Below are 21,082 nucleotides of genomic sequence, written 5' to 3'. Positions count from 1 at the left end.
TTGAGCAATAACTTATGAACCCGGTCGTTGGGCTTGTCCTCACATGACGGATCGATCTCTTCAGCGTCGCCTTGCTGCCATCGTCGTTGCCGATGTGGTGGGATATTCACGCCTGATGGAGGCTGATGAAGCCGCAACGCTGGACAATCTCAGGGAGCTCCGTTCTGGCGTCATCGAGCCGGCTGTGATGCGCCATAACGGTCGCATCTTTAAGGTCATGGGCGACGGATTCCTTATCGAATTCGGTAGCGCGGTGGACGCGGTCGCTGCAGCATTGGAAATGCAACGGACCACCACTGCTGTCGAGGCTTCGGGAGACCGGCGCCTGCTTTTGCGCATAGGCGTCAATCTGGGAGATGTCATTGACGATGGTTCAGACATTCTCGGCGACGGCGTCAATGTCGCGGCGCGCCTCGAGACGCAGGCGGCACCGGGAGGTATCTGCATTTCAGGAAGCGTTCACGGCGAGATCGTCGGCAAGATCGACGACTGCTTCTTTGATGCAGGCGAACGTTACCTGAAGAACCTGACCCGCCCCGTTCACGTGTGGCATTGGCCGGATGCGCTGCAGAGCATATTGCCGCTGCCTGAATGTCCCTCGGTCGCTGTACTGCCGTTCACGAATATGAGTGGGGATGAAGCGGACGAGCCTTTCGTCGACGGCTTGACCGAAGACCTGATCACCGACCTTTCCCGCACGGCGGGCCTGTTCGTCATCGCGCGCAATTCCGTCTACGGCTACAAGGGCAAGGCGGTCGACGTACGGCTGGTCGCCCAGGAGCTCGGCGTCCGCTACGTCCTCGAGGGGAGCGCCAGACGCGCAATGGGCCGTGTCCGTATCAATGCCCAATTGGTCGACACGCTTGGCGGCCAGCACGTGTGGGCGGAACGGTTTGACAGGACGGTGGAAGATGTTTTCGAGTTGCAGGATGAAGTCAACGCCAAGATTGTTGAAGCGCTCGTCGGCCGGCTGACCATCCCGACGCCGCGCAATCGGCCGAAGAACTTTGAGGCGTACGAGTTGTGTGTGCGCGCTCGCCTGCTGACGGAAGAGTCGCCGCAAACGGAGCGTGAGGCCTATATGCTGCTCCAACGCGCGGTCAAGCTCGATCCATCCTATGCCGAGGCGCTCGGTCTGCTCGCCTATAACCGTTGGCTTGCCTGGACTCATTTCGGAGAGCCCGAAGATCCTAACCGTCGGATGGCGGTGACATCAGCGCAGAAGGCGGTCGACCTGGATCCCAACGATGCCGGCTGCCGTTACGTCCTGGGTACCATTTTGGCTTATGAGCGGCGATGGGAGGAGTCGGAGGCAGCCTTTGCCAAGGCCCTGGAGCTGGACCCCAACCACGCCGACACCTGGGCCGCCATGTCGGACATATCCGTGCTGGACGGCAGGATTGCCGACGGACTGGCGCAGATCGAAAAAGCCCTGCGGCTCAATCCCCATCCAACCTGCTGGTATCTTTGTCATCTTGGGCAGGCGCAGTATGCCGCGCGTGACTATGAGGCGGCAACCGCTACGCTCCGCAGGAAAGAAACCTATCGCACCAACTCACGCAAATTCCTGGCTGCTGCGCTTGCGCAGTCGGGCCACCGCGAGGAGGCGCGGCGAGAAGCAGAATTGTTTCTGATCGCCCACCCTCATTTCACCATCGCCCATTGGCTCAGCTCCCAGCCGCTGCGCGATGCAGCTGTACGGGACCACTTCGTCGACGGCTTCCGAAAGGCCGGCCTGCCGGAGATGTGACAGCGGATGAGGCCAATTGCGACCCGTCCGAGGACTTGATCAACGGACATGCGCTGCGCGAGAACGGCGGTCTGGATCGCAGTGCCAATCTTCTTCGGACGCGCCACAAACGCGTCAGCGAGCCCGGCGCGAAGATGCCGTTACCTTGAACTACTCACGACGAAAAGCGGACATCAAAGTTCATGCCGACAAGGGCTGGGATTGGCGCCCAAGGCAGACAATGAGTGCCTCGCAGGAACGTCAACTCCTGACCAGCCATGCCGATAAGAGGCAAGTGCGCTGCAGAATGGCGGAGATATCGGCGCCTGCGGGGGGCTGTCGGCGGGGACTAAATTGGCGTAAGCTGTGCAGGAGGTACATCATGTGCAGCAGCATCACTGCAGCTATCGTCGCGCTTGTCGTTTCGCTTGGCAGCCCAGCGCGGGCGGAGATCCTGATCGGAGCGGCAGGCCCGGTCACAGGACCGCTCGCCTGGATCGGGGAGCAGATGCAGCGCGGCACAGAGATGGCAGTGGCCGACATCAATGCGGCTGGCGGCGTGCTCGGTCAGCAGGTGCAACTCATCACGGTCGACGACTTTTGCGATCCCGAGCAGGCTGTGGCGGCCGCCCACAAACTGGTGGCTGACGGTGTGGTGCTCGTCGTCGGGCATTACTGTTCCCAGGCCTCGATTCCGGCATCCAAGGTGTACGAGGCCGCGGGAATTCTACAGATTTCACCGGGTTCGACCAATCCGCTGTTGACCGAACAAGGTCGTGCCAATGTTTTCCGCGTCATTGGTCGCGACGACGCGCAGGGGGTAGTAGCCGGCAACTATTTGGCCGATCATTGGGGTGACAGGAAAATAGCGATCCTTCACGACAACACCACCTATGGGAAGGGGCTCGCCGACGAAACCAGAAAGCAGTTGAAGAAGCGGGGTGTCACCGAAGCGATCTACGAGGCCTTCACCCCTGGGAAGAACGACTATGCGGCCGAGATCTCGGCGTTACAGGGCGCCGGCATCGCCGTGTTGTATGTTGGTGGGTATCTGCCCGAGGTCGCGCTGATGGTTCGCGCTTCACGAGACCGCGCCTACGCACTTCAACTCGTCTCAGGCGATGGCATGGCGAGCGAGGACTTTGCATTGATCGCCGGATCTGCCGCCGAGGGTACGCTCTTCACGTTTAGCGCGGACCCACGGCGCGTCCCTCAGGCGGCTCAAGTCGTCGAGCGTTTCCGTGCCGAGAATTTCGAGCCCGCAGGCTACACACTGCTCAGTTACTCCGCCGTCCAGGTCTGGTCGCAGGCGGTGAAGAAGGCTGGTTCTCTAAGGCCGCAAGAGGTCATCGCCTCAATGCGAGGTAATCAATTTGAAACGGTAATGGGCCGGGTCGATTTCGACGACAAGGGCGACCTCACCCTTCAAAGCTGGATTTGGTATGTCTGGAAGGGTGGCGAATACGTGCCGCTGGAATAGTCAACCGCCGGCCGGGTGGATCGCGTTAGACCAGTCTGTGCAGACTTTGCTGGCTGCGCAACCCAGACCTTGCGGTTGCCCCTATGTTTGAACGCGTCGGCATACGCGGGCGCTTGTTGCTCGCTTTCTTCGGCATCAGCACCTTCGCAGTGCTCGCGACCGCCGCAGCTCTCTATGCCTTCCTTCAGGTCGGCGACGTGGTCGATCGCATCACCAAGGAACGGGTGCCGACGGCGCTCGCCTCTCTCCAACTTTCGCGCCAGGCTGAGAGGGTGGCCTCCACCGCGCCGTCGGTGCTGGCGGCGACCAGCACGGTTCAGCACAACGAGGTCTCGGCTGCGATCGGAGTCGAGATGGGGCGTCTCGAAGAGTTGCTCGCCGCACTTAAAGGCACCGCATTCAGCGCGACGGCGGTGACTGAAATCGAAGACGCCGTGATTGGTCTACGACGAAACCTCGATGCTCTCGACTATCTTGTGGCCGTTCGCCTTACCATGGTTCAGCGCAAGGAGGAGTTGCTGCGCCGCTTATCGGACACGACAAATGCAAGTCAGCGTCTCGTCGCACCCGGTATCGTCGTGATGAATTCCAAGGTTCCCCAGTGGCGCGCAGCGGTGGCTGATCCCGCCGCACCACCCGATGCGCGTGCTGCGGCGACGAGCGACCTGGTCAAGGCAATCGCGGCCTACATCCCCCAGCAGAGGGCGCAACAGGAGATATCGGCAGTCAACGACGCACTGGTCAAAACTGCCAACGCGCCTACGCCGGGAGATCTGAAGCTGATCCTGTTTCCGCTGCGCCGGTCGCTCGCCGCACTCGAAAATGTCTCCACCGAGATCGACGAAAAGCTGCGGACCCGCTTCCAACAACGGCTGGACGAGTTGAAGTCGCTGACCGAGGGTGAGAACGGGATCCCGAAGGTACGACAGGACGAGTTTGCTGTCCTTGCCCAGGGCGAAAAGCTTCTGGCTGAAAACAGTCGGCTATCGCGCGACCTTACCGCGGCCGTCGATCGCCTGGTTGCAAAGGCAAACCATGAGATCGCCGCGTCCGCCCTCGAAGCCTCGGTCGTCCAGCGCTACGGCACCGGCATTGTCCTTGGCTCCGCCCTTCTGAGCCTCCTGAGTTCGGTTCTGGTTGTCTGGCTTTATGTCGACCGCAGCCTTCTCGCCCGTCTGGGAGAGGTAAGCCAAGGCATGCTGGCAATCGCGGGCGGCAATCTGCATGCGCAGATGCCCGCCGGAGGCCGCGACGAAATCGGCCGCATGGCCGGGGCGCTCAGGCTGTTCCGGGATACTGCAGTCGAGGTGGAGGAAAACAGCCTGCACGAGGTTGCGGAAGCGCGCCAGCGGCTTGTGGATGCCATCGAGAGCATCTCCGAAGGATTCGCTCTGTACGATGGCGAGGACAGGCTCGTACTGAGCAATAGCCGCTACCGCGAGCTGTTGTACGCCGGCCTGGAGGAAATGACACCCGGCACGACATTCGAGCAGATTGTTCGCCGGTCCGCTGAGTGCGGCTACATCAAGGATGCTGAGGGGCGAGTCGAGGAGTGGGTTGCCGAGCGGCTTTCGCGCCATCGCAACCCTGGCGAACGTGGGTGCAGCGGCGTCGCGACGGGCGATGGATCATGATCAGCGAACGGCGGATCACGGCTGGCGGCACGGTGGCCGTCTACTCGGACATCACCGAGCTGAAGCAACGGGAGGAAAACCTTGCCGAGAAATCCGCGGCTCTCGAGGCGCTTTCCAGCAAGCTGGCGAAATACCTGGCGCCGCAAGTGTATAACTCCATATTCACCGGCCGCCAGGACGTCAGGATCGCCAGCCAGCGGAAGAAGCTGACAATATGCTTCTCCGATATCGCCGGCTTTACCGAAACCACGGACAAAATGGAATCCGAGGATCTCACACAGCTCCTCAATCACTACCTGACGGAGATGTCGAAGATTGCTTCAGATCACGGCGCGACGATCGACAAGTATGTCGGAGACGCCATCCTGATGTTTTTCGGCGATCCGGAAACCCGCGGCGTCAAGAATGACGCGCTCGCCTGCGTGCAGATGGCTCTCGCCATGCAAAAGCGAATGAGCGCGCTTGGGGAAATCTGGCGCGATGTCGGAATTGAAACACCGCTGCGCTGCCGCATTGGCATTCACACAGACTACTGCACTGTGGGCAACTTCGGCAGCGAGGACCGGATGGATTACACGATAATCGGCGGCGCCGTGAATCTCGCCTCGCGCCTTGAGCAGGAAGCGTCGCCGGGCACCGTGCTCATTTCTTATGAGACGTTTGCGCTAGTGAAGGATACGATCGAGTGTGAGGAACTGGGGCATGTCCTGGTAAAGGGAATAGCCTATCCGGTCGCCACCTATCGCGTGGTCGATCTGAAGGAAAATCTGGTCCGCAGCTGTCATACGGTTCGCACCGAACTGCCGCACCTGAGATTGGAAGCTGAGCCCGAGCTTATGTCTGCCGATGAGCGCGATCAGGCCGCCGCCGCACTTCGAGACACGCTTGATCGACTTTGTCACAAGCCTGGGTCCTAGGCCCACGTTCGCGCGGGTTATCGCCTCTACAGGCACCAACCTCGTCGACCAACTCGACCTTCCTGCAACGCCGGCTAGAGCATGATGCCGAAAATGAGCGGTTTTCGGACGACATCATGCTCTAACAGAGATTATCGCGCCCTGTTGCGCAACGGCTCGTGACAACATTCAAAACCCACCTTAATGCTCTGGGGAATTGTCAAAGCGGGGAATCGCATGCCCGGGCGCGGGGTCACAAAGCCATTTTACCCAAACGTCAACATCATCAGGCTCGTCGCAGCCTCCACCGTTATCTTCTCGCATGCCTTCCTCATCTCGGAAAAGACCGAGGCGAACGAGCCCTTTGTGCGGTTGCTCGGCGACGACAAGATTCTTGGGATATTCGGGGTCTATGCATTTTTCATCACGAGCGGCTTCCTCGTCACGCAGAGCGCGCGGTTCGGCAGCGTCGGCGGCTTTCTCTGGCGACGGGCGCTGAGGATATATCCGGCGCTTGTCGTCTGCATCCTTCTCAGCGTGTATGTTCTAGGCCCGTTGTTCAGCCCGCTGGGCCTCAGGCGTTACTTGCGCTGGTCGAATCCCCTGGAGACGACCGTGCTCTCTGTGCTCAATCCGAGCTATGGCATGAAACTGCCGAAAGTGCAGTTTTATGATCCTGCGATCTCCTGGCTTGCCACCTTTACCAACGGCTCTCTTTGGTCGATCAGCCAGGAAATCTTCTGCTACCTGATCCTTGCGGCGTTGATGGCCATCGGGCTTCTGCGAGCGCCGTTGATGGCGCTTGCCCTTGCCGTGGGCGTGACCTGGCAGCTTTTCTTCGAGCAACCGTGGCCAGACACACAGTTGATAACGGATTTCACTTTTATCGCGCCCTACTTCTTCTGCGGTTCGCTTCTCTGGTTCGTGATGGACAAGCGGCAGCCGAACGTTGTCCTGGCGTCGATCTTCGCGGCGCTCGGCGTGCTCTGCCTCGTCTTCTCGCCCGACTATTCTTACGGACCGATGTTGTTTGCCTATCCGCTTGTCTACATCGTGACCTCGCCGAGCATACAGCTGCCGACTCTCGACCGGTTGGGCGATGTCTCCTACGGGACCTATCTCTACGGCTGGCCAGTGGAGCAGGTGGTGAACCATGCCCTCGGTCAGTACAGCACGTGGTGGACAGTGTTCGGCCTTTCCCTGCCGATATCATTGTTGCTCGGCTGGCTTTCATGGCATTTGCTGGAAAAGCATGCGCTGCGGTTGAAGCGAATCTCATTCCCCCGGCGGCAGCCTGTCAGTCCGTGAGCGAAGGACCCCCTACGGAGCCATACTGCCTGATGCTCACTCAGTCTTCAGACGGTCGGCCAGCGGTTTGAGCCGATATGCTTGCCAGAAGAAGCTGTCCGCGGGGTGTTGCGTGCCTGGGCGAAAATTTGGCGACTACTACGAAAGGCTCGGCGACCGGACATCGGGGTGAGCATGGATATCATCGTGACCTGATCCTGAGTGGGCTTAGGAACGGCCGCGTCGAGCGGCCGGGAGCCAGGGCAGTCACTGCGTAGGGCAACACCTCGGCTGCGTCCACATGAGCCATGGCCAACTCGATCTCACCCAAGATCGCTCAGAGCAGCGGCTCAAAGTTCTTTCTTGCCTTCTGTCTCCCTGCTATCGTGGAAGCGAGGAGACGGCGCCATGAGCGAGATCCGAAAGCTGGCTGCAATCCTGGCCGCCGATGTGGTCGGGTATAGCCGGCTTGCCGGCGCCGACGAGGAGCGCATCCTGGCGCGGTTGCGGGCACTGCGCAGCGATCTCATCGATCCGACGATCGCCGTGCATCATGGCCGGGTGGTGAAGCGAACCGGCGATGGCGCGCTGGTCGAGTTCCGCAGCGTGGTGGACGCTGTGCGCTGCGCCATCGAGGTGCAGAACGGCATGGTGGAGCGCAACGACGGCGTGCCGCAGGACCGTCGCATCGAGTTCCGGATGGGTATCCATTTGGGCGACGTCGTCGAGGAAAGCGATGGCGATCTGATGGGCGACGGCGTCAACATCGCCGCGCGATTGGAGGGCGTCGCGGCGGCGGGCGCGATCTGCCTGTCCGAGGATGCCTATCGCCAGGTCAAGTCGAGGCTCGACCTGTCCGTCAGCGATCTCGGCAGCACGCAACTCAAGAACATCGCTGAGCCGATCCGGGTCTATTCGCTGCAAGTCGGCAGCGCCGGGACCAAGGCGGCCGCGACCTCGGAAACCGCAACGAGCCAACCGGCGGCAGGGGTGCCGAAGCTGTCGATCGCGGTCCTGCCCTTCGCCAACATGAGCGGTGACGCCGAACAGGACTACTTCGCCGACGGCATCTCGGAAGACATCATCACGGCGCTATCGAAGCTGTCGCAGCTCTTCGTGATCGCCCGCAATTCGTCGTTCACGTTCAAGGGCAAGAACGTCCAGGTGCAGGAGGTGGGCATGAAGCTCGGCGTGCGGCATGTCCTTGAGGGCAGCGTCCGCAAATCGGGCAACAGGGTCCGCATCACCGCGCAGCTCATCGACGCGACCACCGGCGGCCACCTATGGGCGGAGAGGTTCGATCGCGAGCTCACCGACATATTCGCGGTTCAGGACGATGTCACGCAGCAGATCGTCGACGCGCTGGCGGTCAACCTGACAGAGGGCGATCGGAAAAGACTGGCGCCGGGGCAGACGCGGCACCCCGAGGCCTATGACTGCTTCCTGCGCGGCCGGGAGTTGTGGCACCGGCTGACGAAGCAGACCAACAGCGACGCCCGCGACCTTCTGCAACGTGCCGTCGAACTGGACCCGAACTTCGCCTCAGCGCACGCCTTCCTCGCCCTTACCCATGGGCTTGATTACCTGAACCGCTGGAGTGCGTCGCCGCAGCGCGCGATCGAGCAGGCCGAAGAGGCCGCGACGCTGGCGGTAGCGCGGGACGATAGCGATCCCGTTGCCCACTGGGCACTGAGTGTGGTCACGCTTTATTCGCGACAACACGATAGAGCCATCAGCGAGGCCGAGCGTGCGATCGTCCTCAATCCAAACTTCGCCGAAGGGCAGGTCAGCCTCGGCGAGGCACTCATCTATTCTGGCAGATCCGGGGAGGCGCTCGCCTATTTCGATCGGGCAAGGGTCCTGAACCCGTACTTTCCGGATGTCGTTCTCCACTTCCAGGCCTTGGCCTTGTTTCAACTGCGAAGGTACGAAGAGGCGGTCGAACTGTTGCTGCAGCGCGTGAACCGCAACCCCGTCACCGATGTCTCGCGCGCGCTTCTTGCCGCCTGTTACGGACACCTCGGCCGTTTCGAAGAGGCTCGTGCGAGGTGGCAAGAGGTGCTGCGCGTCAATCCCGACTACTCCTTGGAATACCGTCGCAAAGTCTTGCCCTTCAAGAACCCGGCCGATTTCGAGCTCGTCATGGAGGGGCTGCGCAATGCCGGGGTCGTCCAATGACGGGTCAATGTCCGATCTTGAACCTGTTGCCCGATTGCACCGAGGATGAGCAATAGCCAGTGTCAGCGGCGTGAACGGATGCAGCCCACGCTTGCATCCGCTCACGTCATCCGGGTCAGGCAAGCTCGGATAAGGTAGCTGGGTCGAACCCCTTCAATTCTGCATAATCGCCGTTCTCAACTTTGGTGACCCAAGTTGGATCGGTAAGCAGCGCGCGACCCACGGCAATAAGGTCGAACTCATTGCGGTCCATGCGGTCGATCAAGCGATCGATGCTTGCCGTGGCTGACCCCTTGCCGACAAAAGCGCTTGCAGTCACGTCGTTCTCGAGGCCCACCGAGCCGACAGCGATTGTCGCAGCACCCGTCACTTTCTTTGCCCAGCCTGCGCCGTTGAGGCCGTTCTCGCCATCAATTTCCGGGAATTCCGACTCCCAGAAGCGACGCTGCGACACGTGAAGGACATCCACCCCTGCCTCGACCAACGGCAGGAGCCACGTCTCCATCTCTGCTGGGGTTTCTGCGAGACGCACGGTTAAATCTTGCTGCTTCCATTGGCTGACGCGCATAATGATCGGGAAATCAGGTCCCACCGCTTCGCGTACGGCGGAGATGATCTCGCCAGCAAAGCGCGAGCGCTCCTTGATCGTCGGTCCGCCATACCGGTCGGTGCGCAGGTTCGTGCCCGACCAGAAGAATTGATCGATCAGGTAGCCGTGCGCGCCGTGGATTTCAACAGTGTCAAAGCCGAGCCGCTTGGCGTCTGCCGCCGCCTTGGCGAAGGCTGCGACAGAATCGGCGATATCCTCTTCGGTCATCGCAATGCCGCGGGCCTCACCAGGCGCGTTAAGGCCGGACGGGCTTTCCACCGGGGCGTCGGGCTCCCAATTATTGATGTAGCGCGTCGCGCCGGTGTGCCAGATCTGCGGCCCCATGCGACCGCCAGCACCATGAACGGCGTCGATCACATTTTTCCACCCCCTCAACGCCGCATCACCGTGGAAAAACGGAATCCCACCGTCGTTGCGGGAGGCCGGGCGATCAATCACCGTGCCTTCAGACAGTAGCAGTCCCGCGCCACCTTCTGCTCGGCGCCGATAGTAGTCGGCATTTGCCGGCCCCGGCACGCCTTCGGGCGCAAACAGGCGGGTCATTGGCGCCATGACGATACGATTTTTCAGTTCAAGCGATCGAATGGTGAAAGGTCGAAACAGGCTGCTTGTATCGGGATTGGGCATTCGTAGAACTCCGTTGCGTAAAACGGACTTCCAGGTATACGATGTAAACCTAGCGTCAATCAGGCACCTGAAGTCGCCTAGGTATAATGAAGGAAACCGACATGCTCGAACTGGAACCGCTCTGCTTCTCTTCCGAATGCCCGAGCCGGGCTCTATTCGATCAGATCGCTGACAAGTGGTCGATGATGGTGATTGCGGTTCTCAACGAGGGGCCTCAGCGCTTCAACGCCATTCGCCGCCGTTTGCAAGGGGTGACGCAGAAGGCGCTCACTCAATGCCTTCGCCGCCTCGAGCGCAACGGTCTCGTTGCGCGCGAGGTGATTTCACTTTCTCCGGTCGCGGTTCAATACCACCTGACGCCACTCGGTCACACGTTGCGGGAACCCCTTCAGGAACTGCACAAATGGACGCTCGTAAAACTGCCGGAGGTCACCGCAGCGAGAGAGGCTTTCGACAGCGCTGACGGTGGGAAGAAGCGCGACCGATCGCTGATCCAGCTACGCCTGTGACGCGAGCGCGCAGCTTTAATGACTTGGTCGACGGCGGGCTCAGTTCTGCGCGGAAACCAAAATGCTTATGCCAAAGCTGCGACGACATCGTCGCATCAATCAAAAGGGCCCGGCCATCCGGCCTTGGGGCAGGGGCAATAGAATACGAGGTTGTCTCGATTGGCGTTTGTTGTTTGCGGAGGATCTGTCAAGCCCGCCGACGGCAGCTTTCTTCGCTCACTGCCGGCCCGCTTAGCGGCCATCTACAATCTTCGATAATTAAATATGGCTAATATATAGAACATGTTCATCGTGATATTCAGTTCGCTGGCCGTTGCGAGCTTCTGTATCATGGAGGGAATGATGTTTCGATTGAGCATTCGGGTGGCATTTTTCGCCGCCTCAGCATTGGCGCTGCAGTCGAATATCGCAGCGGCCGACGATGCGCAGACTGCCCGCGGCGAATACCTCGTCACGATCGGCGGCTGCAACGACTGCCACACACCGGGATATTTCTTCGGAAACCCGGACAGCTCGCGATTTCTGGGTGGATCGGACGTCGGTTTCGAGATCCCGGGGCAGGGTGTCTTCGTCGGCCGCAACATTACGCCTGACAAGGAGACCGGCATCGGCAGCTGGACCCGGGAACAGATTGTGACTGCGCTTCAGACCGGGCAGCGGCCGGATGGCCGCCTCCTGGCGCCAATCATGCCGTGGCATGCATTCGCGCAACTCACTGAAGAAGATGTGACATCTATTGCAGTCTTCCTTCAAAGCCTGAAACCGGTCAGCCATGAGATCCCTGGACCTTTCAAGCCGGGGGAGAAGGTTTCAACCTTCATGATGCGGATCTTGCCGCCCGGTGAAACCGCGGCTGCCGCACCAAACTAGAACAGCGCCGCCAGCGAACCCTACGGCAGCCAGCGTCGTTCTCGCATGCGCGGGGGCAAGAGGACGTGCAGCCGCACGGAGCCGCTTTCAGCGCAGAGCAGCCGAATCTCGCAACAATGAAGTAGTCCGCGATGGCGCCGGGAGCGGAATGGCCGGTTCTGGAGGGCGGACGATATAGCTGTCGCTTTGTGCGGCCGACCTCCAAAGTCATCAATCACGGTGATCCGATGGTACCTAGTCAAGATACTGCTCGTCAGAAACCAATTCCATCCACTCGGCGTTCTTGCCATCCTGGATGTAGGTGATGGCGTAGTGGCTCATGGCGTACTGCGCAGTCGCACCATGCCAGTGCTTCATGCCTGCTGGAATCCAGATAGTCTCGCCCTGACGGATTTCCTGGCGTTCCTGGCCTTCCTGTTGCACCCAGCCTTTACCTGCTGTGACGATCAGCATCTGACCAAGCGGGTGGCTATGCCATGCGGTTCGAGCTCCGGGTGCGAACGTAACAAGTCCAGGTGACGCTGGCGTCGACCTTGTCGAGCGCCCTGTTGAGGTGTCCTGCCAGCTGGGCCACCTGACCGTTGGCCATCAGGCACGTGATGGTCACCAAACTGCGGTCGCGAGGCGCGAGATCCGGTCGCAGCCAGACATCCTTGAACAGCGGATCCGTCGTGAAATCCGCCAGCCCAGGCGACGCATCCTCCAGCAGGCCTTGGACCGCGCTTTGACGCGCAGCCTCACCCTCCTGGTTGAGCGGCATGAGATCCGGAGAAGCTTCAGGCAACTGATCCGCGCCTATGTTCCGCTCGGCGAAGATGTTTTGAGCGACAGCCACCGCCGACGTCGCGTTCGTCCAGCCCGCATAGAATGCGAGGTGAGTTATAATCTCGGAAAGCTCCTTCGGCGTGACGCCGTTGTCGAGCGCGAGGTTCATGTAGTGCGAAAGATCGCCCGTCTGGCTGCGAGCGACAAGGATGGCGACGGTGACGACGCTTCTGTCGCGGACGGAAAGCTGCGGGCGAGTCCACAGGCCCTCCACGACGTCCTCCTTCTCATATCGCCCGAGAGCTGGGGAAACGCTCCGGATGTCGTGCGAAGACACGCTTGATGATCTGATCATTGTCGAACTCTGCTGGAGAAGGTGGGTGAAGATGCGACGGTCGCAAGAGTGAGGGTGGCGGCGGCCAGGAGTTTCACGGTCGACATCCTTTCGATGGTGTACCAATCACCATGAGATAGGAGCGAGGAAACGCAGGATTAGAACGCTATTTCCGATAGGGTCTATCCGATCTCGACATCAAACCTCGACGACTTTGCAAAGACGAAGACGGCCGGGGCTTCCCTTCGGCCGTCTTCGGTCAAGTCGCAGAACCGCCGCCGGGCGGTTTAAATGCTGGTTACAGTTCTTGCGCCGTCGGCCGGAACAGGATCTCGTTCACGGCGACATCCTCTGGTTCGTTGATCGCGAAGGCGACCATCCTGGCGAACGTATCGGCTGGTACGCCGACCTGACCGACGTAATCCTGGTTCGCCTGCTGCACGTCCTTCTCGCTGATATGGTCCAGCAGCTCCGTCTTGACGGCTCCGGGCGAGATGATCGTCGTGCGGATGTTGTAAGGCGCCATCTCCTGCCGCAGCCCCTCCGACAATGCCCTCACTGCGAACTTGGTGGCCGAGTAGACGGCCGAGCCGCCGAAGAGCTTGTGGCCGGCCACTGAGGACACGTTGATGATGTGGCCCGACCTCTGCTCCCTCATATGGGGGAGCGCTGCGGCGATGCCGTAGAGGACGCCTTTGACGTTGACGTCGATCATCTGGTCCCATTCGTCCACCTTCAAACGATCCATGGGCGAAAGCGGCATGACGCCCGCATTGTTGATGAGCACGTCGACCCGTCCGTAGGTCTCGACGGCCGCGTCGATCAACTTTTGCAGGTCCTCTTGCCTCGTCACGTCGGTGGCTACAGCAGTGGCCTTGTGGCAGGCTTCGTTGAGTTCGGCGGCTAGGGCGTCGATCCGATCGGAGCGGCGCGCTCCAAGGACTACGTTGGCGCCCTTGGTTGCGAGATACCGGGCGGCTGCGGCACCCATGCCGCTCGAGGCGCCCGTGATTACGATAGTCTTGCCAGCGATGCTGTCTGTCATTCGTGTCTCCTGATGAGAAGCGAGACGGCGTTGTGACCAGAAGGTCACCTGGCCGCCTGTGATATTTCGACCGGCGAGTTTCGCTTATGCCAGATGTCGACCGAAAAACTCGGCCATCCGGTCGAAGGGGATCTTGTCCATGCGGTCGTAAAGGTCGGTATGGCTTGCATCCGGAATGATCATCAGTTCCTTTGGCTCCGCGGCGGCTGCGAAGGCGGTTTCACTGAAGTAGCGTGAGTGAGCCTTCTCGCCGTGGATGAACAGCACCGGACGCGGCGAGATCTCCGCGATGTAGGTCAGAATCGGCATGTTCATGAATGAGATCGGCGTGGTCTGCGACCAGGCGTTGCCCGAGTTGACAGCGCGCTTATGATAACCGCGCGGCGTCGAATAGTAGTCGTGGTAATCGACCATGAACTGCGGTGCATCTGGGCCGACCTCGACGTTATAGGCCGCCTGGTACGCGGGAGTACCCTTTTCCGCATCGACCCAACGCTGCCGGCTTAACTGCTCCAACGTTTGCGTGCGTTGCTCCAGGGTAACGCTGTCGTTGTAACCCTTGGACATGACGCGCGTCATGTCGTACATGGTGCTGGCGACGACAGCTTTGACGCGCTTGTCGACGGCAACGGCATTCAAAGCCATGCCGCCCCAGCCGCAGACGCCGATTACGCCGATGCGCTCACGATCGACTTCCGGCCGCAGGCCGATGAAGTCCACTGCGGCACTGAAGTCCTCGGTGTTGATGTCCGGCGAGGCGATGTTACGCGGTTCGCCGCCGCTCTCTCCGGTATATGATGGGTCGAAGGCAAGCGTTGCAAATCCACGTTCTGCCATCGTCTGCGCATAAAGCCCGGACGACTGTTCCTTCACCGCGCCGAACGGCCCGCTGATGACGATGGCGGCGAGCGTATTGTTGTCCCGATCCTTGGGAAGGTAGAGATCGCCGGCCAGAGTGATGCCATATCGGTTCTTGAACGAGACCTTCTGATGGTCGACCTTGTCGCTCTTGGGGAAGGTCTTGTCCCAATCCGTGGTCTGAGCCAGGGCCCGGGTCGCGGCAGCCGCCGGGATCAGGCTGATGGCCGCGACGGCGACGCCGGTCGCCTTCATCAGACCACGCCTGCTCGAATTGAAGCCGTCCTGCGTCTCACTGTGCTTGCTCATTTGGAAGTCTCCTGTCTGGATGGGCTGAGTGTCACTGGATGCGCTCGATGCGCAGCGGGAATTCCCCAGGTACGTGAAGCGCTTCGAACCCGTCGTCGAAGCGACCGAGGCGGACCAGGCCCGGATGCTTGTAGTCGGCGTAGAACATCGCGAGATTTCCCCAGGGCATGTAGTAGCAGAGGTCGTATGGCCGCTCGTCGGAGAAGGGTCCGTGTCCTTCGACTGTCAGCTTGCGCGGCAGGTATGCGATCTTCTCGTTCGATCCGAAGTCCTTGATCTCGAGCTCGAGTGGAAGCAGGGAGGCAAAGTCACGGTCGGACGCATTGTCGTACAGTGTCGCCGTCATCGTGTGCTCGCCGAAGGTAAGCCTTATCTTCACGTCAAAGCCTCCTGTTGTTGGTTTCGGTTGACTCAGGCCCGACAGGCCAAGGACAGCGACGCCTAGCACCAGTGTTCGACGGGTCATGAAGCGCGGTCGATCCCTCATGAGGCTCTCCTGACGGTGTGCCAGGCGACGATCGACGTGAGAGACGAGCCGGCAAGCAAGGCTGCGCTGAGGGCGAAGGCGGACCGCCAGCCCACGATGTCGAAGAGGAGGCCGCCGATCGATGCTCCTGCCGTGATCGCAAGCTGGATGACCGCGACCTGCAAACCTCCTCCGGCCTCGGCGTCATCGGCGAGGTATCGGCTGAGCCACGTTCCCCAACCGACAGGAGCGGCAGTCCCGAAAAGGCCCCATCCCACGAGTGCGGCGAACACGGGAAGCTCCCTGTCTCCAAAAGCGATCAGGAACAAGGCAAGGCCTGCCATCACCAGGGGTATGACAACAAGAATGCTGAACAGACGATGCATCAGCAGTTTACCGATCATCCAGGTGCCACCCGCCCCTGCGAAGCCCATAACCAGCAGGCTGAACGAAAGCGTCTCGATGCCGAGATGGGTTACCTGCTCCAGGAAAGGACGCAGATAGGTGAAGAGCGCGAACTGCCCCATGAACAGGAGCAGAATTGTCATCATCCCAGCGATGACCGGAGGACGCCGGAGCAACCTGAACACGTTCGGCGAAGCCTGGCCTGCCCGGGCAGGCAGCGAGGGAAGACTGATAAACTGCCAGAGGATCGCAAGAAGGCTGACCGGAACCACGAGGAAGAACGCTCCTCTCCAGCCGATGTAGGCGCCCAGAAGGCTGCCGGCCGGGGCCGAGATGGTCGCGGCGATCGCATTTCCCGCGTTCAGCAGGGCCAGCGCTGCAGGCACCTGGCTTTCTGATACAAGCCGCATGACGATCGCTGTCGACATCGACCAGAAGCCTCCGATCGAGATGCCGAGAATGGCCCGGCCGATCATCAGGACCGGATAGGTCGGTGCAAACGTCACGATGATGCCGGAGAGCGTCAGAAGAGCGGTCAATCCAAGAACGACGATCCTTCGGTCGAGCCGACTGGCGAACGTCGAGATGAAGAGGCTGGTGATGACTGCAAAGACGCCGGAGATCGAGATCGCCTGTCCCGCCTGCCCCTCTGAGATGCTTAGGCCCGACGCGATCGGGGTCAAAAGACTGACCGGCATGAACTCAGACGCGATCAGAACGAAGACGCACAACGTCATGGAGAATACTGCTCCCCAAGCGGCTTTCTGGCTCTCGATGCCATCTTCGAATGTTATGCTCATGTCATGGATCCTTGCGTGCTCGCGTTTGGCGACTTGCAAGAGAAAGATATTGCCGGGGGACTTTGCGAACAATCCGTGCTAATCCGCATGGAGTTATCGATATAGAACATTAATAGGAGCCAGGACGGCATGCTGCGGGAGGATGTGAAGGACCTGCTGTGGTTCATCGAGGTGGCGAGGGAGCAGAGCTTCACCAAGGCCGCAGCCACGCTCGGCACCTCTCAGTCGACCCTCAGCCATACGATCAAGCAGTTGGAGGCGCGACTGGGAGTGCGCCTGCTGACGCGGACGACCCGCAGCGTGGCGACAACGGAGGCTGGCGAACGCCTGCTACAGTCGCTCGCTCCAAGATTCGAGGGGATCGAAGCAGATCTTGCAGATCTGGTGGCTTTCCGGGAGAAGCCGTCGGGCACAGTGCGCCTGACGCTCTCAGATCATGCTCTACAGACGACGGTCTGGCCCAAGCTGAGCCGTGTCCTGTCCGACAATCCCGACGTCAAGGTCGAGCTCTACAGCGATAACGGAATGCGCAACATCGTCGAGGAGCGTTTCGACGCCGGCGTCCGGCTCGGCGAGAGCGTCGACAAGGACATGATCGCCGTACGCATAGGCCCCGACTGGCGCCTGCGTGCCGTAGCCGCCCCGGAATATCTCGTCAGCCACGGGATCCCCAAGACGCCGCAGGACCTCGTAAGCCATGTCTGCATCAACATGCGCCAAGCCACATGGGGCGGCTTTTATGCTTGGGAGTTCGAGAAGGACGGGAGGGAGCTTCGGGTCCGGGTCGAGGGGCAGCTCAGCTTCAACTCCTCGATCTCCCAGATCGACGCCGCCGTTAAAGGATACGGGATCGCCTATATTCCGGAGGATCTCGTGGAAGAACACATCCAGGCGGGAACGCTGCAGGCTGTCCTCGACGATTGGAGCGAGCCGTTCACGGGATACCATCTCTACTATCCCAGCCGACGCCAGATGTCCCCGGCGATGGCGCTGATCGTCGATGCTCTGAGACATCGGAGCTGAACACGCGTTGCTTGCTGCGGGGGTGTGACGAAGGGCTGGTGTAGCCCGACGGGAGCTACATCCCCGCCGCGACGAGCGGCTTTTGGCATCTTGTGGTCAAGGTGATCATTCCCGCTTGCGGCGATTGTCTGGCTATCGCATCAGCCCCGCCGCTCGGAGCGCGTCGTTTATGACCTTGGCGATCTTGCCGTCGGGGGCGGCGCTGGCGGCGTTGGCGCGCGACCTGGCGTAGCGCAATGCTCTATCTATCGTGGATGGAGCGGCGTCGGGCTCTTCCCGGCGGGCGAAATTTCCGCCTGCCTCAGCCTCCTCGACGTCTGCTTCCGTCGCCAGATTCCATGCATGTGCGATACGAACGGTCGAGGAAATCCCCGCCTCGAGCATATGCGGGCCGGCTCTCCCGATGGCGCGATCGCCGCTCGTCGCCAGGGGAACGCCGTGGCCCATGCCCTTGACGAGATAGATCTCGACGGCCTCCATGCCTTTCGCGTCGAGCCAGACTTTGCGCCTATGGCCGTGTATCAACTCGCTCCGCGTTGGCTCGATGGCAAGGGAGTGCACGCCGCTCCATTGCTGGGCGATCTGTTCGGCATTCCTGGCTCGGACCGTCTGGTCATGCGTGCCGTGCCAGATCGAAATCCTAGGCCAGGGCCCGCGGTGGTTCGAGGCGCGCTTGAGAACCGATTGGAGCCTGGGGACAGTCGGCGGATTGCGGCCTTGCATGCGCTGGAAAGCCTCTGCCACGGTGCCTGCCACGCCATAGGGCAGCCCGCCGATGATGGCGCCGCCTGCAAATATCTCAGGGTAGGTCGACAGCATGACGTTCGCCATCGCACCGCCTGCCGACAGGCCTGTGATGAAGATGCGCTTCGGATCGATGCCCTGCGACTGGACGAGATGGCCGATCATCTGCCGGATGGACAATGCCTCCCCCGCATCCCGGCTGATGTCGCCGGGCTCGAACCAGTTGAAGCAGAGATTGGCATTGTTCGAGCGCTGTTGCTCGGGATAGAGCACCGCAAATCCGCGCCGCTCGGCGAGTTGCGACCAGCCGGAACCTGCGGCGTAGCCCTCTGCCGTCTGTGTGCAGCCATGCAGCGCAACGACAAGCGGGGTGCCGGGGGCCATGATCGACGGCAGATATAGCCACCCCTTTAATGACCCCGGATTGGAGCCAAACCTCCCGATTTCGACCAAGCGGTGATTTTGTGGGGGCTTGTCGAGCAATGTCGTCTCCTTGGCCGCCAATCGGCCTCAACTCTCGATGTGGGGACGATTGCTGCGCCGCACAATGGGACTCCCGGGTTAATTCGCCCAATTTATCCGAGTCCTTGAAGGCACCGAAAATTCCATGGGGAGCGGCAAAACAGCCAACAGAATAGGAGCAGGAATGCCTATCCGCCCCGCCGACAGTTGCGGCGGGTGCATAGCTGCAGTGCAACATAGGCGCTGGCGGATGGCGCTGGTGCGAGTATGATTATTTCTATCGAAGCGATGCTCCTCCTCCCGCAACGCTTCGAAATTCAGACGTCCACTCCTCCTCCCGAAGGGACGTCTGTTGGAACAGCGGCACTCCTCCTCCCAAGTCGCTGTTCGGTTCTTTTAGGAAAGCCTGCCGCACCTCCTCCCGCGGCAGGCTTTTCTATTTCGGGATGGCCGGTCAGCCCTTCAGCTGACAGCGCTGCTCCTGCGCCTGCTCCGGATCAGCTCAAACACGCCTGAAATATCTCCGTTGCCATGTCCAGCACCGTCCCGTTTGCGGAATAGTTCCAGCGCCGGATCCATGACGATCCCACCCGGCTCGTCGCCTCGGCCGATTATATCAGGGAGAAAGGTGTGTTCGCGACCCGATGAAGCGAGTAAGCTCGACGAGCTAACGGCATCGCCTTCGGAAGCGGTTTTGACGCTTCGCAATGGCGAAGGCGCCGCCGCCAAGATCACGCTTTTTTACCCGAATGGAGAGGAGGTGGGGTGACGGCAATCCTGCTGATTGCGGATCGCCGCGGGCAGCTCCCTTCGGTTCGAATGGTGGCGGACTATTTTATCGCAGAACTCTCCCGGCGGCCCCAAGACGCCTGATCGTGGCGCAGAGTCGCTGGGAAGCGACGGAGAACGCCGCATCAGCCGTGCGATGAAGGCCGCTTGGCATAGGCCGGCACCTGAAACCGACGACGATAGTTTCCCGGAGCCAAGCCGGTTATCCGCCTGAACAAGCGCCGAAAGAAGGCGGGCTCCTCGTAGCCGACCTGCCAGCTTATTTCGTCGACGGAAGCTTCGGTTCGCTCCAACCGCCGCTTCGCTTCCTCGATCCGCAGCCGTTGGACATAGGCGATCGGGCTCAGGCCGGTCGCCCGGGTGAACCGCCGTTTGAAGGTCCGTTCCGTCAGCCCCGCCTGCCTGACCATCTCCTCCAGCGGATTGGCGACCGAAAAATGGACGGCAAGCCAGTCCTGTGCAGTCTGGATCGCCTGGTCGCCGTGGTCGCGCCGCCCCTCGAACACCATGTAGGGAGCCAGCCCGTCCTGGTGCCATTGCAGGGCAAAATAGCGGGCCACCGTCTGCGCCGCCGTCGCCCCCGCATGGCGGGCGATCAGGTAGAGCACGAGATCGTGCCATGTCATCGAGGCGCCTGATGTAATCAGCTCGTCCCGCCGGCCGGCGACCACCAGCACCTGCTCCGGATGGATCGGAACCTCAGGATAGGCGTCGCGGAACGTCTGGGCATAGCCGAAATGGACGGTGGCGTCGGCGCCATCGAAGACCCCGGTCTCGGCAAGCAGGAAGATGCCCGAACAGGCCGAGCAGATCAGTGCCCCCCTCACGTGCATCCTCCGGCACCAATCCACCAGTTCGGGATAGCGGCGCTTCACCCAACCTTCCGGCCCGAGCACGACCGACGGCACGATGACGATGTCGGTCCGCTCGATTTCGGCGACCGGCCGCTGCACCACCAGCGGCACGCGGCTGGCGAGCGTCAGCGGGCCGGCCCGTTCGCCAACGATTTCGACGTGGAAAGGAGGCGTCTTCGCAATGCCGTCGTCCGGCGGTACGATGGAAAAGGCGTTCATGACATCAAAGATGCCGCTCAGCGTCGAGACTGCCGCCTCCGGCAGCGCCACCAGGCTGACATGGAGCGGCTGCGGCCCCGGCGCCCCCTCCGCCTCCTGCTGCGTTCCCGTCATCATCGGTTCCCCCTTGGCAGCAATGATAACCCCGGAGCGCAGCCGGGGCCACTGCGGACGCGACAGCTTCCCTTG

Annotated in this window: 14 protein-coding genes and 3 pseudogenes; 8 read left to right on the top strand and 9 right to left on the bottom strand. The window is 61.0% G+C overall.

The features are described from left to right. The first annotated feature begins 43 nt into the window (after window positions 1–43). From GGI60_RS28125 to GGI60_RS28105, 5 genes and pseudogenes are all read left to right on the top strand, one after another. Complete coding sequence (locus tag GGI60_RS28125) at window positions 44–1,750, top strand: adenylate/guanylate cyclase domain-containing protein (RefSeq protein WP_183919462.1); 1,707 nt, start codon at window positions 44–46, stop codon at window positions 1,748–1,750. A 361-nt stretch (window positions 1,751–2,111) separates the two neighbouring features. Continuing rightward, on the top strand, window positions 2,112–3,209 hold the full coding sequence (locus GGI60_RS28120) for a branched-chain amino acid ABC transporter substrate-binding protein (RefSeq protein ID WP_210314588.1): 1,098 nt from the start codon (window positions 2,112–2,114) through the stop codon (window positions 3,207–3,209). A gap of 83 nt (window positions 3,210–3,292) precedes the next feature. Next, window positions 3,293–5,760, top strand: a pseudogene (locus tag GGI60_RS28115) (adenylate/guanylate cyclase domain-containing protein). A 216-nt stretch (window positions 5,761–5,976) separates the two neighbouring features. After that, window positions 5,977–7,047: an acyltransferase family protein gene (locus GGI60_RS28110; protein ID WP_183919493.1), complete on the top strand. Its 1,071-nt coding sequence runs from the start codon at window positions 5,977–5,979 to the stop codon at window positions 7,045–7,047. A gap of 387 nt (window positions 7,048–7,434) precedes the next feature. After that, the gene (locus GGI60_RS28105) at window positions 7,435–9,204 is read left to right on the top strand and encodes an adenylate/guanylate cyclase domain-containing protein (RefSeq protein WP_183919460.1); all 1,770 of its coding nucleotides are present in this window, start codon (window positions 7,435–7,437) and stop codon (window positions 9,202–9,204) included. Window positions 9,205–9,319: 115 nt separating this feature from the next. On the opposite strand, the gene GGI60_RS28100 is transcribed toward GGI60_RS28105, so the two are convergent. Next, window positions 9,320–10,441: an NADH:flavin oxidoreductase gene (locus tag GGI60_RS28100; RefSeq protein WP_183919458.1), complete on the bottom strand. Its 1,122-nt coding sequence runs from the start codon at window positions 10,439–10,441 to the stop codon at window positions 9,320–9,322. A gap of 101 nt (window positions 10,442–10,542) precedes the next feature. On the opposite strand from GGI60_RS28100, the gene GGI60_RS28095 reads away from it, so the two are divergent. After that, window positions 10,543–10,950 (top strand): winged helix-turn-helix transcriptional regulator, encoded by a 408-nt coding sequence (locus tag GGI60_RS28095; protein ID WP_183919456.1) that lies wholly within the window; start codon window positions 10,543–10,545, stop codon window positions 10,948–10,950. Window positions 10,951–11,292: 342 nt separating this feature from the next. Beyond that, window positions 11,293–11,820, top strand: coding sequence for a cytochrome c (locus tag GGI60_RS28090; protein WP_183919491.1), 528 nt, complete (start codon window positions 11,293–11,295; stop codon window positions 11,818–11,820). Between the two features lie 234 nt (window positions 11,821–12,054). On the opposite strand, the pseudogene GGI60_RS28085 reads toward GGI60_RS28090, so the two are convergent. The 6 genes and pseudogenes from GGI60_RS28085 to GGI60_RS28060 all read right to left on the bottom strand — a co-directional run. Further along, a pseudogene (locus GGI60_RS28085) lies at window positions 12,055–12,333 on the bottom strand (cupin domain-containing protein); the annotation flags it as partial. A gap of 22 nt (window positions 12,334–12,355) precedes the next feature. Beyond that, window positions 12,356–13,026, bottom strand: a pseudogene (locus tag GGI60_RS28080) (carboxymuconolactone decarboxylase family protein); the annotation flags it as partial. 191 nt (window positions 13,027–13,217) lie between these two features. After that, a complete protein-coding gene (locus GGI60_RS28075) occupies window positions 13,218–13,964 on the bottom strand; it encodes an SDR family oxidoreductase (protein WP_183919452.1) in 747 nt (248 codons plus the stop codon). 84 nt (window positions 13,965–14,048) lie between these two features. Next, the gene (locus tag GGI60_RS28070) at window positions 14,049–15,131 is read right to left on the bottom strand and encodes an alpha/beta hydrolase (RefSeq protein WP_183919450.1); all 1,083 of its coding nucleotides are present in this window, start codon (window positions 15,129–15,131) and stop codon (window positions 14,049–14,051) included. 31 nt (window positions 15,132–15,162) lie between these two features. Continuing rightward, on the bottom strand, window positions 15,163–15,618 hold the full coding sequence (locus GGI60_RS28065) for a cyclophilin-like fold protein (RefSeq protein WP_409527283.1): 456 nt from the start codon (window positions 15,616–15,618) through the stop codon (window positions 15,163–15,165). Beyond that, window positions 15,615–16,802, bottom strand: coding sequence for an MFS transporter (locus GGI60_RS28060; protein ID WP_183919448.1), 1,188 nt, complete (start codon window positions 16,800–16,802; stop codon window positions 15,615–15,617). The genes GGI60_RS28065 and GGI60_RS28060 overlap by 4 nt, the downstream gene beginning before the upstream one ends. A gap of 129 nt (window positions 16,803–16,931) precedes the next feature. Between GGI60_RS28060 and GGI60_RS28055 the strand changes: the two genes are divergently transcribed. Beyond that, window positions 16,932–17,825, top strand: a complete 894-nt coding sequence (locus tag GGI60_RS28055) for a LysR family transcriptional regulator (protein WP_183919446.1) — start codon at window positions 16,932–16,934, stop codon at window positions 17,823–17,825. 132 nt (window positions 17,826–17,957) lie between these two features. Here the strand turns inward: GGI60_RS28055 and GGI60_RS28050 are convergent, their stop codons facing one another. Beyond that, entirely contained in the window at window positions 17,958–19,073 is a 1,116-nt protein-coding gene (locus GGI60_RS28050) for a PHB depolymerase family esterase (RefSeq protein WP_183919444.1), read from the bottom strand. A gap of 872 nt (window positions 19,074–19,945) precedes the next feature. Beyond that, window positions 19,946–21,010: a GlxA family transcriptional regulator gene (locus GGI60_RS28045; RefSeq protein ID WP_183919442.1), complete on the bottom strand. Its 1,065-nt coding sequence runs from the start codon at window positions 21,008–21,010 to the stop codon at window positions 19,946–19,948. Between the last annotated feature and the right edge of the window lie 72 nt (window positions 21,011–21,082).

This window comes from Rhizobium lentis (genome assembly GCF_014200175.1).
GTDB classification, from domain to species: Bacteria; Pseudomonadota; Alphaproteobacteria; order Rhizobiales; family Rhizobiaceae; genus Rhizobium; species Rhizobium mulingense.
This window is presented reverse-complemented; position numbering and strand designations above follow the sequence as displayed.

What these genes read in the sequence shown, in the direction of transcription:
- GGI60_RS28110 (WP_183919493.1), top strand. Translation starts at nt 5,977, where the DNA reads ATGCCCGGGCGCGGGGTCACAAAGCCATTTTACCCAAACGTCAACATC.
- GGI60_RS28045 (WP_183919442.1), bottom strand. Translation starts at nt 21,010, where the DNA reads ATGATGACGGGAACGCAGCAGGAGGCGGAGGGGGCGCCGGGGCCGCAG.
- GGI60_RS28075 (WP_183919452.1), bottom strand. Translation starts at nt 13,964, where the DNA reads ATGACAGACAGCATCGCTGGCAAGACTATCGTAATCACGGGCGCCTCG.
- GGI60_RS28100 (WP_183919458.1), bottom strand. Translation starts at nt 10,441, where the DNA reads ATGCCCAATCCCGATACAAGCAGCCTGTTTCGACCTTTCACCATTCGA.
- GGI60_RS28095 (WP_183919456.1), top strand. Translation starts at nt 10,543, where the DNA reads ATGCTCGAACTGGAACCGCTCTGCTTCTCTTCCGAATGCCCGAGCCGG.
- GGI60_RS28120 (WP_210314588.1), top strand. Translation starts at nt 2,112, where the DNA reads ATGTGCAGCAGCATCACTGCAGCTATCGTCGCGCTTGTCGTTTCGCTT.
- GGI60_RS28090 (WP_183919491.1), top strand. Translation starts at nt 11,293, where the DNA reads ATGTTTCGATTGAGCATTCGGGTGGCATTTTTCGCCGCCTCAGCATTG.
- GGI60_RS28065 (WP_409527283.1), bottom strand. Translation starts at nt 15,618, where the DNA reads ATGAGGGATCGACCGCGCTTCATGACCCGTCGAACACTGGTGCTAGGC.
- GGI60_RS28055 (WP_183919446.1), top strand. Translation starts at nt 16,932, where the DNA reads ATGCTGCGGGAGGATGTGAAGGACCTGCTGTGGTTCATCGAGGTGGCG.
- GGI60_RS28125 (WP_183919462.1), top strand. Translation starts at nt 44, where the DNA reads ATGACGGATCGATCTCTTCAGCGTCGCCTTGCTGCCATCGTCGTTGCC.
- GGI60_RS28060 (WP_183919448.1), bottom strand. Translation starts at nt 16,802, where the DNA reads ATGAGCATAACATTCGAAGATGGCATCGAGAGCCAGAAAGCCGCTTGG.
- GGI60_RS28105 (WP_183919460.1), top strand. Translation starts at nt 7,435, where the DNA reads ATGAGCGAGATCCGAAAGCTGGCTGCAATCCTGGCCGCCGATGTGGTC.
- GGI60_RS28070 (WP_183919450.1), bottom strand. Translation starts at nt 15,131, where the DNA reads ATGAGCAAGCACAGTGAGACGCAGGACGGCTTCAATTCGAGCAGGCGT.